The following is a 15,411-nucleotide window of genomic DNA, read 5'->3' on the forward strand; positions in this document are numbered from 1 at the left end:
GCATGAAATCAGGCAGGGCACTGATCGGATTCAGCCTGTTCGCCGTCGTAGCGGTGTTGTTGACCTACACGATCTGGTCGACGCTGCAGCGCTCGGTGACCGGCGATACCGATTCCTACTCCGCGACCTTCACCGATGTACTCGGCCTGCGCGTCGGCGATGACATTCGCATGGCCGGTGTTCGGGTCGGGCGGGTCGACGGCATCGATTTCGACGGGGACTACAGGGCGCGCGTCGACTTCCGTATCCAGCGCAACCAGCGGCTGACCACAACCACGAAAGCTCTCGTGCGCTATCAGAATCTGATCGGACAACGCTATATCGCCCTGGTTCCCGGCAACGGGGACGGCGCGGTCATGGCCGCCGGATCGGCGATTCCCGTCGAGCGCACCGAACCTTCCTTCGATGTGTCGGCGCTGCTGTCGGGCTTCGAGCCGCTGTTCAGTGTGCTGCAACCGGATCAGGTCAACTCGCTGTCGGAAACCCTGATCCAGGCCCTGCAGGGCAATAACGTCTCGCTCAGCGCGCTGATCACCCAGGCCGCCGAACTCGCCGGCACCTTCGGTCAGCGCGACAAGATCCTCGGCGATGTCATCGGCAATCTCAGCAGCGTGATAGCGGGCCTGGCCAATCGCAGCGGCGAGTTGGAAACCCTGATCACACAGGCGCGCGCCCTGGTGGAATCGCTGTACGCGCAGGGGGAGTCGCTGAAATCCTCGGTCGACACCGTGGCCAGATCCACCGACTCGCTGGTCACCCTGATCGGCCAGGTGAAGCCGAATCTGGCTCGGGCACAGAATGATGCGACCAGCGGCGTCGCCCTGTTGATCCTCAATGGCGCATCACTGGATCAGGCCGCGGTCGAGCTGCCGACCATTCTCAATGCGCTGGCTCGGTTCACCAGCTACGGCGCCTACGCCAATGCCTATATCTGCTCGCTGGATGTGTCGCTCTGGGGCGTGCTGCTGCCGCCCGGGCTGTTCTCGCAGGTCGGCGGCAATTCTCACTCGGAGGTCTGCCGATGATCGCCTTAGTTGGCCGGGTGCGTCCGGTGCGCAATCGCCTGCTGTGGCTCGGATTTCTCGCGGCGGGTTCGGTGGTCGTGCTGCTGGTCGGATCCAGTGCGCTGTCGCAGGCGCATCTCGGCGACAAGACGATTCACGCCGAATTCGCCCAGGCGGCGGGTCTGCGGTCGGGGGCATCGGTGGATGTGTCGGGCATCGAGGTCGGATCGGTGAGCGCCGTGCGACTCGACGGTGCGAAGGTGATCGTGGATCTGCAGGTGCGCAAGGATCTTCGGCTCGGTCCGGATGCCTCGGCCGCCATCAAGATGACCACCATTCTCGGCAAACTGCATGTCGAACTGCTGCCGGGTAATGGAAAAGGACTGCCGGACAGCCGAATTCCGCTGAAGCAGACATCGGTGCCGTACAACCTGGGCAAGGTCATCCAGGATCCGGTGTACAAGTCGTCCTTCGAGCGCATCGAACGCCTGGATCCGGCCGAGTTGCGCCAGTCCCTGGATGTGTTGAGCCAGCAGATGGGCGATTCCCCGCAGCTCACCGTCGAGGCACTCAACAGCATCGGTGCGCTGGCCAAGGTGATCAACGATCGCCGCGACGAGGTGGACACCCTGCTGAAGAGCATGGACCAGGTGGCCCAGCTGGCCTCCGACAATCGCAATAGCGTGCTCCTGCTGCTCACCCGCGGCGAGGCCATCGGCAATGCCGTCGCACTGCGCCAGAGTCTGCTGAAACAACTGCTCGACAATGTGGCGAGCCTGTCGCGGCTACTGCAGGAGATGGGACTGGAGAACCAGGATCAGCTCGGTCCGCTCATCCAGAACCTGAACATCATGTCCGAGGGCCTGGAAAAGAACCGCGACAACCTCGATTCGCTCTACGAAATCATGCCGGTCGCATTGCGCCAGTTCAACAATGCGCTCGGCAACGGCCCCTACGGCGATGTGTGGGCGCCATGGGTGTTCCCGGACAACTGGCTGTGTTTTGCCCAAGCCGTACAGGGGTGCAACTGATGAGGACTGGTACTTTTCTGAAATCCGCGGTACTCGGCTTGGCGGTGAGCGTGGCGACCGGCTGTTCGCTGCTGCCCGACAGCCTCACCGCACTGCCGAAGCAATATCTCGGCGAACATCTGCGCATCAGCGCCGATTTCGAGAACGTCGCTGGCCTGTACGCGGGCAATGATGTGGCGGTGCTCGGCGTGCCGGTGGGACGGGTCGATACCGTGACGCCCAAGGGCAGCTATGTCGAGGTCACCATGTCCATCGACAAGGGCGTGCGGATTCCGGCCGATGCGATGGCCGCACTGGTTTCACCACAGCTGATCACCAATCGGCATGTGGAACTCGCCCCCGCCTACGAGGGCAATGGTCCGGTGCTGACCGACGGTCAGCACATCCCGCTCGCCCGCACCCGCACCCCGGTCGAACTCGACCGCATTCTGGACACCTTCGATCAGCTCGGCGATGCGCTGAAGGGCGATAGCGAAACCGGGCCGATGGCGAGCCGGGTGCTGTTTCCCCTGTTGAACGGTAACGGGGACAAGCTGCGTCAGACGCTCGACGATCTGTCCACGGCCTTCCAGGTCACCCTCGCCAATGGCGACCAGATCTCCAACACCATCGTCGAACTCAATGAGATCACCGAGATCATCGCCCAGAACGACCAGACGGTCCGGGATTTCAGCGGCCGACTCACCGAGCTGGTGCAGCTGATGGGACAGCAGGCGCCCGGACTGCAGGCGGTGATCACCCAGCTCAACGACTTCGTCACCAATACCTCGACCGTGGTCGGCCGCAACCGCGAACAGCTGCTCGGCGCGCTCACCAGGTTCACCACACTGACCGCGCAGATGCGCGCCAACGCTCGCGGACTCACCGAAATCGCCGATGTCACACCGCTTTTCTTCGAGAACTTCAGCAATGCCGTGAGCCGGGAGGACCGGGCCTTGCGCCTGCACGGTCTGCTCGACAAGGCGGTGCTCGACGGTGAGGCGCTCTCGCTGTTCTGTGAGCGCATCCAGCTGCGACTCGACGGCTGCCGCACCGGCAAGATCCAGGACTTCGGCCCCGATTTCGGGCTGACCGCCGCACTGCTCGGGATCACCAAATGAGGGCGGCGCGTTCAACGTTCCTTGCCGCGGCGGTGGTCGTCGCCGCGGCGGGATGCGCCGTGACGGTCGACAATGTGCCGCTGCCCAAGCCGGGCATCGGCGGACCGGGCTATGAGCTGCACGCCGTCTTCGAGGACGCGCTCAACCTGCCCGCGAACGCCCACGTGAAGATCGGCGGTACGGAAATCGGGATGGTCTCCAAGATCAGCACCACCAACTTCCTCGCCGATGTGGAGATGCGGATCCGACGCGATATCCAGCTGCCTCGCGGCACCACCGCCGAACTGCGCCAGGCCACCCCGCTCGGTGACATGTTCGTCGCCATGACCCTGCCCGCCGAGCAGGCCAGCGCCGATATGCTGCGGCCCGGCGACACCATCGCGGCCGACCACACCAGCACCGGCGCCTCGGTCGAACAGCTGATGATGTCGATCTCCATGCTGCTCAATGGCGGTGGGCTCAATCAGGTCGCGCGGATAACCACCGAGATGAATTCGATGTTCGCCGGGCGCGCGCCGCAGTTGTCGCATCTGATCACCGAGATGACCGAGGTGCTCGCGGCGCTCAACGCGCGCACCGCCGATGTCGACAGCGTGCTGTCCGGGCTGAATGTGCTGACCGGCGAATTGGCCAGGCGCAAGGCGGAATTGGGTGCGGCCGCCGACACCTTCCCGCCGCTGATCGGGCTGGTCGCCGAAAACAACAGGAGCATTGCCGATCTGGTCGCCAAGGTGTCGGTGACCATGTCCGCGCTCGGCGATTTCACCGACACCACCGGTCCGGAGTTCCTGAGCCTGTTCGACAGCATCCAGCGGCTGATGTCCGGATTCACCCGGATGGGCGACAATCTCGCGGGCACACTGGACGGCCTGCACGCCCTCTATCCGAATGTGATGGCCAGCTATGAGGGGCCGGTGCTCGCGGTCGCCGCGACGGTCTCCTATCTCGATATCGGTGCGCTGACCGATCCGAAGGGCAGCCGCTGGCCGGAAATCGGGGATGTACCAGCGTTCATCGGCAGTCTCGCGGAGGTCATCCAGAAGGTCATCGGACGGTTGCAGGGCGGTGGGCGATGAATATTCCGCTGTGGCACTGGCTGGTTCGGCATCGGATCGCGGTGGCCAATATCGGATTGGTCGTCGTGCTCATCCTCGGCATGTCCTATCTCGGTGCGGCCGTGCTGCGGATCAATCCGCTGCCGAGCACCTACACCGTCCGGGTGGAGCTGAAGAGTTCGGGCGGTGTTGCGGCGAACAATGACGTCACCTTCCGCGGCAGTCGGGTCGGCAAGGTGCGCGAGGTCCGGATATCCGGTGACGGTGTCGCCGCCATCGCCGAAATCGATGACAGCGCAAGGATTCCGGTGGGCGGCACCGTGGCCGTGGGCAGGCTCTCGGCCGCGGGGGAGCAGTACCTGGACTTTCGCCCCGACTCCGATAGCGGGCCGTATCTGTCCGACGGCTCGATCGTCGAGCGCGCGGTGACCAGCACGCCGGTCACGGTGCAGTCGGTGCTGGCGAATATGAGCGGGCTGATCGGCGGGATGAATCCGACCCGACTCAATGTGATCATCGATGAACTCGATAGGGCGCTGGCCGGTGGTCCGGATCGGCTGCGCAATATGGTCGCCGGGATCAGCCGGGCCATGTCCGGACTGTCCGATCTGCTGCCACAGACCCAGCGCCTGATCGAGAACCTGCAGGTGATCGCCGAAACCACCACGCACGCACAGCCCGATCTGACCACGCTGACCACCGGGTCCAGCGCACTGTTCCAGCAGTTGACCGCCGCCGACCAGGAAGTGCGCCGGTTCCTCGAGCAGGGGCCCGGCCAACTGGCCACCCTCGGCGGCATCGTGCACGACACCCAGGATCCGATGACCGATCTGATCACCAACTTCGTCGCCATCACCAAGGCGGCCAAGCTGCGCCAACCGGCCATCGAGGCGCTGTTCCCCGCATTGCGCGCGGGTTCGGAGGCCATCGGCATTCCGGCGCACGACAACGCCTTCAACACCCTGGTCGATCCATGGCCGCGGCCGACCTGCGACTACCAGACGGTGCCCGTGGTGCCGACCGACAAGGTCGTCGATACCAGGGTGCGGCTCTACAACTACTGCGTCACCACCGATCCCGCACTCCAGGTCCGCGGTTCGGCGAATGCGCCGCGACCGAATGTGCCGGACAACGGCTCCGGCCCGCCACCCGGCGTCACCGGCAATGAACTCTCCCGACCCGCGCCCGGCAGATAGGAACGAGAAATCATGAGCGAGCGAACAAGCAACACAGCCGACATCGAGATCGACAATGCCGATGTGTCCGAGCCGGAGGCAGCCGTCTCGCTCGGCAAGGACGGGGACGCCGCCTCCGACAATGGCGCGGAGTCGACTTCTGCTCCGGAAGACGTGAAATCTCCTGTCGCCAGGCGCCTTACGCTGCTGCGCGCCCCCGGCAGACGAGGCAGGATCGCGTACCGCTGCGCCGCCGCGGTGCTGTTCGCCGCAGTGGCCGCGTCGTCGGTGTTGTTCTACCTCCAGAACGAGGACAACAAGGCCATCGTCACCGCGCACGAGGATGCCCGCCGCGCCGCCTGCCGGTACGCGCCGGTGCTCGCCGACTACGACGCCAAGAACCTGGACAAGTACTTCGCGGGGGTGCTCGACGGCGCCACCGGTGACTGGAAGAAGCAATTCGACAGCACCAGTAAGGAATTGCGCGATGTGCTCACCCAGGGCGAGGTGGTCTCGAAGGTCAATGACGTCCAGTGCGCGATCAAATCCGGCGATACCGAATCCGCCGAGGCGATCGTGGTCATCGGCCAGACCATCACCAGCATGGGCACCCAAGGCAAACCGGCGCCGGGTCAGTTGTCCATGGTGATGCGGCTGGAGAAGGTGGACGGACGCTGGCTGGTCAACAAGGTCAACTCACCGCTCGCCGCGCCACCGCGGTCATAACCTAGTGCGCGGGCCGACCGAAGAGGATGACCTGCATCAGGTGCGCGACCCGCTGCCGCGAGCACAGCGGATTATCGGGTCCGAGCCACTGGCCGAGGTCGACCACCAGGGCCAGCGCCGCGTGGACGAGCACCCGCGCCTCGGCCGGGGACAGCTCCGGCCGGACCCCGATGAGCAGTTTGGCCCACTCCTCGACATTGAGCCGCTGGATATTGCGCAGCACGGTGCGATCCTCCGGCGGCACATTGCTGATCTCCGCGTAGTACACAAAGGTCAGCTCGCGCTCGGCGAACGAGCCCTGCACGTACAACTCGATGAGGGTCCCCAGCGCCTGCTCCGGACGCTCCGATGCCGCGATGGCCGGCCCGATCGCCGCCGAAACCCGTTCCGCCGCACGGCGAAACGCCGCCGCGAGGAGATCGCCCTTGCTGCGGTAGAAGCGGTACACCGCCGAGGACGCGGGTAGGCCCGCCGCATTGGCGATATCCTCCACGCTCACATTGGGATACCCGTGCTCATGGAACAGCTCGATGGCGCGCACCAATAACAGCTCATGTTTGAAGGTGAGCGGAACCTCCTTGGCCCCAAGGGGTTCGGCGGCATCGCCGGGAGCAGGCAGCTCGCATGCGATGACCGCGTCACAGGCCGAGCGCAGCAGGGCCGTCAGCGCGCGCGCCGGAACCGCGACATGGTGATCGGAAATGCTGCCGATCACGCTCATCGCGGCGGCCGAGAGCACCCCCCGATCCCGAGCGGGTAGCTCGGGTCGGATCTCGGCCAGCAGGTCGCGCGCCGCCGCGTCGGTGGCCATCAGGTGATCGATGAGGATCTGGCGGTCGGCGTCCTCGAGGTAGCGGTTCTGCCAGCGCAGCAGCGCGGCGCTGCGGCGATTGGCGATGGAGGCCGCGATCAGGGCATCGAGGATGTGGTCGAGGCGTTCGGCGGCGGGCCGGTCGCGCAGCCGTTCGGGCAGGCGGACGGCCTCGGTGCTCAGCGCGGCCAGCCGCAGCGCCTCCTCGCGGAACAGCGCGTATTTGCTCGGGTAGTGCCGGTAGAGCGCGGTGGAGCTGATATCGAGGCGCGAGGCAATGTCCTCCATGCTCACACCGTGGTAGCCGAAGGATCCGAAGGCCTCCGCGGAGGCGGCGGCGATCTGTGCCCTGCGGTCGCGCGGTCGACGGCGTACCGCACGCGACCGAGCGGTGCGATCTGCGCTCGCGTCCTCCGTTGCGCGACGGTCCTCGGCATCCATTCCGCGATGTTAGCCCAACCGGACGCTTGCTATGCGGGTCTTCCCAGTGCTGAAATGCGATTGAACTGAAGATCACAAAAAATCCAAGAATGATGCTTCCACATCGCTATCTTGTCAGCAACACGACCAGAATAGTCGCTAACATAATTGCTGTCGGGCCGACCCGATGCCGAAGCGTGACTCGGACTACGAGCGGGCCGGACGGCCGAATAGGACGAGCTGCATGAGCAACCGAACCCGGGCCGGCGAGGCGATCGGTTCGGCATTGAAGGTCCGTCCGAGATCGACCACCAAGGCGAATGCCGCGTGGATGAGGAATCGGGCCTCGGCGGGCGAGAGCTCCGGTCGGACCTCGCGCAGCAGCCGCGCCCACTCTTCGACGCTGAGTCGCTGGATATTTCGCAGCACCGTGCGCTCCTCGGGCGGAACGTGCTGGAACTCTGTGTAATACACGAAGGTCAGCGCCCGTTCGGTGAACGAGCCCTCGACGTACTGCTCGATCAGCGTGGTCAGCGCCGCCTCGGAGTCGGGGGCGGCCGCCACCGCTGGGCCGATCGCGCCGGAGACCCGGTCGGCGGCCCTGCGGAAGGCGGCGGCGAGCAGATCGCTCTTGCCGCGGTAGAACCGGTACACCGCCGATGCCGCGGAAAGCCCTGCGGCAGTGGCGATCTCCTCGACGCTGACATTCGGATAGCCGCGATCGTGGAAGAGTTCGACGGCCTTGCGCAGCAACAGTTCGTGCTTGAACGAATCCGGAATCTCCGCGGCCACCGGCAGTTCGGCATCCGCTTCGACCGCGGGGAGTTCGGCGGGCACGAGCGCCCAGCAGGCCGAACTCAACAGTCGGGCAAGGGATTTCGCGGGCAGGGTGGCATGGTGATCGGCGATGCTGGTGATCGCGCTCAGCAGTGCGGCGCGCACTACCCGAAGGTCGTCCGCCCCGAGTTCCGGTCGTAGCGCGGCCAGTTGCGTGCCGATCGCGCCGACGACGGTGAGCTGCTGTTCGATGAGGACCGCGAGATCCTCCGGCTCGAGATAGCGGCCCTCCCAGCGCACCAGGGTGACGGTCGGCCGGTTCTCGATGGTGACGCCGATGAGCGCGTCGAGCACATGGCGCAGCCGCCGCTCCGGCGACCAGGGTTTATCCACCCCGCCGACTCCGTCGGCTGCCATCCCCCGGCCCGCCGCCTCCTCCGGCAGCTCGACCGATTCCGTCATGGCCCGCCCCACCCGCAGCAATTCCTCCCGGAACAGTGCGTATTTGCTCGGGTAGTGCCGGTACAGCGCGGCCGAGCTGATGCCGAGCCCGGAGGCGATATCGTCCATGCTCACGCCGTGGTAGCCCAGCGCGCCGAAGGCAGCCGCTGAGGCCGCCGCGATCTGGGCCCGCCGATTCTTCGGCCTGCGTCGAATCTCTCGCGGTGCCGAGTCGCCGCTGACCTTGCGCGCCGTACGGCGGTTGTCGACACCCATGCCCGACATCGTAACGACCACCTCAGTTCACCGAGCTGTCCAGGTCGGTCTGATTTGCCCAGGTGGGGCGTCCGCGTGCAATGTCCGCTATGCGGACCGCGGGCGGACGGCGGCGTACCAGTCCAGTAGCTCCGGGTTGTCCACGGCGCTGCGTTCGACGACGCGGGCCGGGTCGGCGCCCTGGAACAGCTTCTTGATGGGGACCTCGAGCTTTTTGCCGGTGCGCGTATGCGGGATGCCCGGCGCGAGGATGATCTCGTCCGGGACGTGGCGGGGGGAGACCTCGGTGCGGATGGTGGTGTTGATGCGGGTTTTCAGGTCGTCGGTGAGATCGGTGCCGGGGGTGAGCGTGACGAACAGCGGCATCCAGTACCCGCCGTCGGGCTGCTCGGCACCGATGACCAGGGCCTCGGTGATTTCGGGAAGCCGTTCGACGGATTGGTAGATATCGGCGCTGCCCATGCGGATGCCGTGGCGATTGAGGGTGGAATCGGAGCGGCCGTGCACCACGACACTGCCGCGATCGGTGATGGTGATCCAGTCGCCGTGTCGCCAGATGCCGGGGAACATATCGAAATAGGCGTCGTGGTAACGAGTTCCGTCCGCATCGCGCCAGAAGCGCACCGGCATGGACGGCATGGGCTTGGTGATGACGAGCTCGCCGACCTCGTCGCGCACCGGCTTGCCGTCGGCGTCGAATGCCTCGAGCGCGACACCCAGATAGGGCGCGGACAGCTCGCCGGGCCAGGTCGGCACCGTGCGCGCGCCACCGATGAAGGCGGAGACCACATCGGTGCCGCCGCTGATCGAGGCGACCTGGACGTGGTCACCGACGTTCTCGCCCAACCACACCGCCGATGCGGGCGGCAGCGATGAACCGGTGATGCCGACCTGCCGCAGCGCGGACAGATCGTGGTCCGTGCGCGGCACCGCACCCGCCTTGATGCAGGCCAGCACATAGCCCGGACTCGTACCGAGCACGGTCGCGCCGACCTGGGATGCGATATGCCACAGCGCATCCGGGGTCGGGTAGGTGGGGCTGCCGTCGTAGCAGACGATGGTGGCGCCGACGAGCAGCCCGGCGATCTGGAAGTTCCACATCATCCAGCTCGGGCTGGTGTACCAGAAGAAGGTGTCATCGGGACCGATATCGGCCTGCAGCGCAACGGCTTTGAGATGTTCCAGTAGCACGCCGCCATGGCCGTGCACGATGCCCTTGGGCAGTCCGGTGGTGCCGGAGGAGAATACGATCCACAGCGGATGGTCGAAATCGACACTCTCCGTCTCGATGACAGCGGCTTCGATATTGGTGGTTGCCTCGGTCCAGGACAGCGCGTCCGGCACCGGCAGGTCGAGCTGAGAGACGGCCACGGTGGTTTTCACGGTATCGAGTCCGGCCCGCAGCGCCGCGATATCGTCGCGCTTATCGTGCGTCTTGCCGCCGAAGCGGTAGCCGTCGGCGGTGACCAATACGGTGGGTTCCAGCTGGCCGAGCCGGTCCAGCGCCGCCTTGGGGGAATAGTCCTGGCCGCAGGCGCTCCACACCGCGCCGATGCTCGCGGTGGCCAGGAAGGCGATCACCGCCTCCGGAATATTCGGCAGATATCCGGCCACCCGATCACCCGGGCGCACACCGAGCGAGCGCAGCGTGCGCGCGAATGCCGTGGTGCTGTCGATCAATTCGCTCCAGGACACCTCGCGCACCGGACCGTCCTCGGTCACCGCGACAATGGCGGGCCGATCGGCGCGGAACTGCCGAACGACCTGATCCACATAGTTCAGCCGGGTACCAGGAAACCACTGCGCCCCGGGCATTTCGGCGCTGATGAGCACGTCACCCGTGACCGGGCCGAGCTCGAAGTAATCCCACAGCGCACCCCAGAAGCCGGGCAGATCATCGACCGACCACTGCCAGAGCGTCCGGTAGTCCGGCGCGGACACTCCGGTGCGCGCCGTGACGAATCTGGCGAAGTCGGTGATGCGCGCCTCCGTGATATCGGATTCGGTCGGCACCCATTGTGGTTGCACCGCAGTACCTCCTGGCTGAATATCTTTCGGAAATCAGGTGTGGTTCGCGCGCCGCACGATCTGCTCGGCATGCCGCAGCACCGGGGCATCGACCATCCGGCCCTCGAAGGCGAAGACGCCGCGATGCTTCGGCACCTCGTCGAGTACCCTTCGGGCCCAGTCGATTTCATCCGCCGACGGCGCGTAGGCGGCCCGGATGACCGGCAGCTGGCTCGGATGGATCGCCACCTTCGCGTCGAAGCCGATCGCGACCGCGTCCAGCGCTTCGGCGCGCAGTCCGTCGAGATCGCGGATGTCCAGAAACACCGAGTCGAGCACGAACTTCCCGTACGCCTTGGCCGCGAGCAGCGTGCTCGACCGAACATGCCGTGCCACATCGCGGTAGCCGCCGTCGGCATGTCTGCTGGAGTTGCCGCCGAGTCCGGCGACCAGATCCTCTGCACCCCACATGGCCCCGATCGCATTGCGCGCCAACATCACGCGCTCGACCGTGACGGCGCCGAGCGGCGATTCGATCAGTGCGATCACCTCGTAGTCGGCGAGCGAGTCCAGCTGTTCGGCGGATTCGGCCTTCGGCAGCATGATCCGCCGGTATTCGGTGTGGGCCAGCGCCGCGAGATCCAACGCGTGCTCATCGGTGCCGGCGGCATTGATCCGAATGACGGTGGTTTCCGGAGCCAACGGGGTATCGATGAGTGCCTTGCGCGCGCCCGCCTTGTCTTCGGCGGCGACACCGTCTTCGAGATCGATGATCACCACATCGGCCGCCGCGGCGGCCTTCGCATAGCGTTCGGGGCGGTCGGCCGGGCAGAACAGCCAGGCCGGTCCCGGTAGCTGCCAACTCATGTCGGCCTCGATTCCTTGCGCACCAGTGTTTTGCGTATCGCGGTGGCCACGATATCGCCGTGCTGATTGCGCGCGGTATGGGCGAAGGTGACGATGCCTTCGCCGGGGCGGCTCTTCGATTCGCGCTTGTCGGTGACCACGGTCTCGGCGTACATGGTGTCGCCGTGGAACAGCGGCTTCGGGAAGGTGATTTCGGAGAAGCCGAGGTTGGCCACGATCGTGCCCTGGGTCAGCTGCGCGACCGAGAGGCCGATCAGAGTGGACAGCGTGAACATCGAATTCACCAGCCGCTGGTGGAACGGTGGCAGCTGCTCGCTGAACGCCGCGTCCAGGTGCAGCGCCTGGGTGTTCATGGTCAGCGTGGTGAACAGGACGTTATCGGCCTCGGTAATGGTCCGGCCCGGCCGGTGCTCGTACACGACGCCGATCTCGAACTCGTCGAGCCACAGGCCGCGCTGCACCACCCGGCGCGGCGCGTCGGTCTCGGCTGTGTCGGCGGTTCCCTCGCTCCGCTCGCTCACAGGCCCAACTCCCGCCCGATCAGCATCAACTGTACCTCCGTTGTGCCCTCGCCGATTTCGAGGATCTTGCTGTCGCGATAGTGCCGGGCCACAGCGTATTCGTTCATGAAGCCGTAGCCACCGAAGATCTGGGTGGCATCGCGGGCATTGTCCATCGCGGCCTCGCTCGCCACCAGCTTGGCGATCGAGGCCTCCTTCTTGAACGGCTTACCCGCCAACATGAGTGCGGCGGCGTCGTAGTAGGCGGTGCGGGCGGCGTGGGCGCGCGCTTCCATTCTCGCGATCTTGAACGCGATGGCCTGGTTGCGGCCGATGGCCTGGCCGAAGGCCTCGCGGTCCTTCGCGTAGCGCACGCTTTCGTCCACACAGCCCTGGGCCGCGCCCACCGAGAGCGCCGCGATGGCGATCCGGCCCTCATCGAGAATGCGCAGGAAGTTGGCATAGCCGCGGCCGCGCTCGCCGAGCAGATTCTCCTCGGGCACCCGGACGTCGGTGAAGCTCAGCGGATGGGTGTCCGAGGCATTCCAGCCGACCTTGTTGTAGGCGGGTTCGGCCACGAAGCCAGCGGTGTCGGTGGGGACGAGGATGGTGGAGATCTCCTTCTTGCCGCCCGACTGGCCGGTCACCGCGGTCACCGTCACCAGGGTGGTGATATCGGTGCCGGAGTTGGTGATGAACTGCTTGCTGCCGTTGATGATCCATTCGCCGCTATCGGCGACCGCGGTGGTCCTGGTGCCGCCCGCATCGCTGCCCGCACCGGGTTCGGTGAGCCCGAACGCGGCGAGCTTGCGGCCGCTGGTCAGCTGCGGCAGCCATTCCTGCTTCTGCTTATCGTTGCCGAAGCGGTAGATGGGCATGGCGCCGAGCGAGACACCGGCCTCCAGGGTGATCGCGACGCTCTGGTCCACCTTGCCGAGTTCTTCCAGCGCCAGGCACAGTGCGAAGTAATCGCCGCCCATGCCGCCGTACTCCTCGGGGAACGGCAGACCGAACAGGCCCATATCGGCCATCCCGGCGACGACCTCATATGGGAAGGTGTGGTTCGCATCGTGTTCGGCGGCGACCGGGGCGACCACCGACCTGGCGAAATCACGCACCGTCAGTGCGAGGTCGCGGTACTCCTCGGGCAGGGTGCCGGTGGACAAAAACTCGGTCATGCGAAAGTTCCTTCTCGCTCGGCGGTTTCGGGTTCGGCGGCAGCCGCGGTAATGCGCACCAGCGGCTGATCGAGGCGGACCTGGGTGCCCGGTTCGACCAGGACTTCGACGGAGCCCGCGACCGGTGCGGTGAGGGTGTGCTCCATCTTCATGGCCTCGACCACGACAACCGGCGTGCCCGCGGCCACGGTGGCACCGTTGCCGACCGGCACCGCGATCACCGAACCCGGCATGGGACTGCGGATCTCGGCGTCGCCGACGTGTTCGGCGCCGGCGCGGACATTCACCTCGGCCACTTCGCGCAGCACCGAGACGCCGGATGGTCCGGCCACCCAGAGCTGTCCGTCGTGTTCGGCGACGCGGTAGTCCCGGCGCAGGCCGCCCAGCGTCAGGACCAGCACTCCGCAAGCAGCTCCGGTGAATTCGGCGGTGAGCGAGGTAGATTCGCTGCTGTTGAGGTGTACCTCGGCGGCATCGGGGGCGCCGGTCAGATATACGTGTTCGGTGCGGTCACCGCTGGCCAGCCTGATGGTGGTCGGCGCGGCCGCGCCGATGCGCCAACCGGACGGGATCTGCCACGGATCGCTCGGGGCCGCTGGCCAGCGCCGCAGCCAGTGATAGGCCGCGGCGGCAATGAATTCGTCGTCTCCGACCGCGGTGGGCCGGAAGTCGCCGACGCGGCGATCCAGCAGTCCGGTATCGAGCCGGCCCGCGGCCACATCCGGATCCGCCAGCAGGAATCGCAGGAACTCGATATTGCTGGTGACACCGAGCAGCACGGTATCGCCGAGTGCCCGATCGAGCTTCGCGAGTGCGGCGTCGCGGTCGGTCGCGTGTGCGATGACCTTCGAGAGCATCGGATCGTAATCGCTGCCGACCACGGTGCCGATGCGCAATCCGGAATCCACCCGCACACCAGCGCCTTCGGGCTCCGACAGGTCGAGGACCGTGCCGCCGGTGGGCAGGAAGCCGCGGCCGGGATCCTCGGCATAGACCCGGGCCTCGATCGCGTGCCCGACCAGCCGCAGCTCGTCCTGGTTCACCGCGAGCTTCTGTCCGGCCGCGATCCGCACCTGGCACTCCACCAGGTCGATTCCGGTGACCAGTTCGGTGACCGGATGTTCCACCTGCAGGCGGGTATTCATCTCCATGAAGAAGAACTCGTCCGGCCGATCGGCGGAGACGATGAATTCGACCGTGCCCGCACCGACGTAATTCACACTGCGCGCGGTATTGCACGCGGCGGCGCCGATGCGCGCCCGCGTCGCGGCGTCCAGCAGCGGCGAGGGCGCTTCCTCGATGACCTTCTGATGCCGCCGCTGCAGGCTGCATTCGCGTTCGCCCAAGTGGATCACGTGGCCGAACTGGTCGGCGAGGATCTGCACCTCGATATGCCGCGGACAGGTGACGAATCGCTCCAGGAACAGGGTGTCGTCACCGAATGCCGCTGCCGCCTCGCGCCGGGCACTGGCCAGCGCGGCCGGTAGCGCCGAGGGCTCCTCGACCAGTCGCATACCCTTGCCGCCGCCACCGGCCGACGGCTTGACCAGCACCGGATAGCCGATATCGGTTGCGGCGTCGATCAATTCGACATCGGTGAGTCCCGGTCGGGCGATACCGGGGACGACGGGCACATCGAAGGCGGCGACGGTATTCTTCGCCGCGATCTTGTCGCCCATGACCTCGATCGCCTTCGCGGGCGGTCCGAGGAAGACGATGCCGGCCTCGGCCAGCGCGGCGGCGAAAGCGGCATTCTCGGAGAGGAACCCGTAGCCCGGATGCACGGCCTGAGCCCCGGTGCGCACTGCCGCGGCGACCACCTTCTCGATATCGAGATAGCTCTCCCTGGCCGGGGCCGGGCCGAGGCGCACCGCGGTATCGGCCTCGCGCACATGCCTGGCCTGTGCATCCGCATCGCTGTAGACCGCCACCGAGCGAATGCCCATGGTGCGCAGGGTGCGGATGACCCGCACCGCGATCTCACCGCGATTGGCGACCAGCACGGTGTCGAATTCGATGGGATGGGATTTGTTCATCATCGCG

The 15,411-nt window shown here is 66.1% G+C and carries 13 protein-coding genes; 6 read left to right on the forward strand and 7 right to left on the reverse strand.

The features are described from left to right. The first annotated feature begins 2 nt into the window (after positions 1–2). The 6 genes from ACQP2D_RS05170 to ACQP2D_RS05195 are packed head-to-tail and all read left to right on the forward strand — an operon-like array spanning position 3 to position 6,091. On the forward strand, positions 3–1,025 hold the full coding sequence (locus ACQP2D_RS05170) for an MCE family protein (protein ID WP_433682568.1): 1,023 nt from the start codon (positions 3–5) through the stop codon (positions 1,023–1,025). Continuing rightward, the gene (locus ACQP2D_RS05175) at positions 1,022–2,035 is read left to right on the forward strand and encodes an MCE family protein (protein WP_433682569.1); all 1,014 of its coding nucleotides are present in this window, start codon (positions 1,022–1,024) and stop codon (positions 2,033–2,035) included. The genes ACQP2D_RS05170 and ACQP2D_RS05175 overlap by 4 nt, the downstream gene beginning before the upstream one ends. Further along, positions 2,035–3,135: an MCE family protein gene (locus ACQP2D_RS05180; RefSeq protein WP_433682570.1), complete on the forward strand. Its 1,101-nt coding sequence runs from the start codon at positions 2,035–2,037 to the stop codon at positions 3,133–3,135. The genes ACQP2D_RS05175 and ACQP2D_RS05180 overlap by 1 nt, the downstream gene beginning before the upstream one ends. Further along, on the forward strand, positions 3,132–4,211 hold the full coding sequence (locus ACQP2D_RS05185) for an MCE family protein (protein ID WP_433682571.1): 1,080 nt from the start codon (positions 3,132–3,134) through the stop codon (positions 4,209–4,211). The genes ACQP2D_RS05180 and ACQP2D_RS05185 overlap by 4 nt, the downstream gene beginning before the upstream one ends. Next, positions 4,208–5,386, forward strand: coding sequence for an MCE family protein (locus tag ACQP2D_RS05190; RefSeq protein WP_433682572.1), 1,179 nt, complete (start codon positions 4,208–4,210; stop codon positions 5,384–5,386). The genes ACQP2D_RS05185 and ACQP2D_RS05190 overlap by 4 nt, the downstream gene beginning before the upstream one ends. A gap of 12 nt (positions 5,387–5,398) precedes the next feature. After that, complete coding sequence (locus tag ACQP2D_RS05195; protein ID WP_433682573.1) at positions 5,399–6,091, forward strand: hypothetical protein; 693 nt, start codon at positions 5,399–5,401, stop codon at positions 6,089–6,091. 1 nt (position 6,092) lies between these two features. Here ACQP2D_RS05195 and ACQP2D_RS05200 read toward each other — a convergent pair whose 3' ends face one another. The 7 genes from ACQP2D_RS05200 to ACQP2D_RS05230 form a co-directional block, all read right to left on the reverse strand. After that, positions 6,093–7,343, reverse strand: coding sequence for a TetR/AcrR family transcriptional regulator (locus ACQP2D_RS05200; protein WP_433682574.1), 1,251 nt, complete (start codon positions 7,341–7,343; stop codon positions 6,093–6,095). Between the two features lie 186 nt (positions 7,344–7,529). After that, a complete protein-coding gene (locus ACQP2D_RS05205) occupies positions 7,530–8,816 on the reverse strand; it encodes a TetR/AcrR family transcriptional regulator (protein WP_433682575.1) in 1,287 nt (428 codons plus the stop codon). An 87-nt stretch (positions 8,817–8,903) separates the two neighbouring features. Next, positions 8,904–10,844 carry an acetoacetate--CoA ligase gene (locus ACQP2D_RS05210; protein ID WP_433682576.1) on the reverse strand — a complete coding sequence of 647 codons (1,941 nt, stop codon included), beginning with the start codon at positions 10,842–10,844 and terminating at the stop codon, positions 8,904–8,906. 33 nt (positions 10,845–10,877) lie between these two features. Next, positions 10,878–11,690: an HpcH/HpaI aldolase/citrate lyase family protein gene (locus ACQP2D_RS05215; protein WP_433682577.1), complete on the reverse strand. Its 813-nt coding sequence runs from the start codon at positions 11,688–11,690 to the stop codon at positions 10,878–10,880. Beyond that, positions 11,687–12,211, reverse strand: a complete 525-nt coding sequence (locus ACQP2D_RS05220) for a MaoC family dehydratase (protein WP_433682578.1) — start codon at positions 12,209–12,211, stop codon at positions 11,687–11,689. Before ACQP2D_RS05220 ends, ACQP2D_RS05215 begins: the two co-directional genes overlap by 4 nt. Beyond that, positions 12,208–13,368: an acyl-CoA dehydrogenase family protein gene (locus ACQP2D_RS05225; protein WP_433682579.1), complete on the reverse strand. Its 1,161-nt coding sequence runs from the start codon at positions 13,366–13,368 to the stop codon at positions 12,208–12,210. Before ACQP2D_RS05225 ends, ACQP2D_RS05220 begins: the two co-directional genes overlap by 4 nt. Continuing rightward, positions 13,365–15,407 carry a biotin carboxylase N-terminal domain-containing protein gene (locus tag ACQP2D_RS05230; protein WP_433682580.1) on the reverse strand — a complete coding sequence of 681 codons (2,043 nt, stop codon included), beginning with the start codon at positions 15,405–15,407 and terminating at the stop codon, positions 13,365–13,367. The genes ACQP2D_RS05225 and ACQP2D_RS05230 overlap by 4 nt, the downstream gene beginning before the upstream one ends. Positions 15,408–15,411: the final 4 nt, after the last annotated feature.

Origin of the sequence: Nocardia sp. CA-119907 (genome assembly GCF_050955995.1) — a bacterium.
In the GTDB taxonomy this organism is placed as follows: Bacteria; Actinomycetota; Actinomycetes; order Mycobacteriales; family Mycobacteriaceae; genus Nocardia.

What these genes read in the sequence shown, in the direction of transcription:
- ACQP2D_RS05215 (WP_433682577.1), bottom strand. Translation starts at nt 11,690, where the DNA reads ATGAGTTGGCAGCTACCGGGACCGGCCTGGCTGTTCTGCCCGGCCGAC.
- ACQP2D_RS05200 (WP_433682574.1), bottom strand. Translation starts at nt 7,343, where the DNA reads ATGGATGCCGAGGACCGTCGCGCAACGGAGGACGCGAGCGCAGATCGC.
- ACQP2D_RS05185 (WP_433682571.1), top strand. Translation starts at nt 3,132, where the DNA reads ATGAGGGCGGCGCGTTCAACGTTCCTTGCCGCGGCGGTGGTCGTCGCC.
- ACQP2D_RS05225 (WP_433682579.1), bottom strand. Translation starts at nt 13,368, where the DNA reads ATGACCGAGTTTTTGTCCACCGGCACCCTGCCCGAGGAGTACCGCGAC.
- ACQP2D_RS05180 (WP_433682570.1), top strand. Translation starts at nt 2,035, where the DNA reads ATGAGGACTGGTACTTTTCTGAAATCCGCGGTACTCGGCTTGGCGGTG.
- ACQP2D_RS05190 (WP_433682572.1), top strand. Translation starts at nt 4,208, where the DNA reads ATGAATATTCCGCTGTGGCACTGGCTGGTTCGGCATCGGATCGCGGTG.
- ACQP2D_RS05175 (WP_433682569.1), top strand. Translation starts at nt 1,022, where the DNA reads ATGATCGCCTTAGTTGGCCGGGTGCGTCCGGTGCGCAATCGCCTGCTG.
- ACQP2D_RS05170 (WP_433682568.1), top strand. Translation starts at nt 3, where the DNA reads ATGAAATCAGGCAGGGCACTGATCGGATTCAGCCTGTTCGCCGTCGTA.
- ACQP2D_RS05230 (WP_433682580.1), bottom strand. Translation starts at nt 15,407, where the DNA reads ATGATGAACAAATCCCATCCCATCGAATTCGACACCGTGCTGGTCGCC.
- ACQP2D_RS05195 (WP_433682573.1), top strand. Translation starts at nt 5,399, where the DNA reads ATGAGCGAGCGAACAAGCAACACAGCCGACATCGAGATCGACAATGCC.
- ACQP2D_RS05205 (WP_433682575.1), bottom strand. Translation starts at nt 8,816, where the DNA reads ATGGGTGTCGACAACCGCCGTACGGCGCGCAAGGTCAGCGGCGACTCG.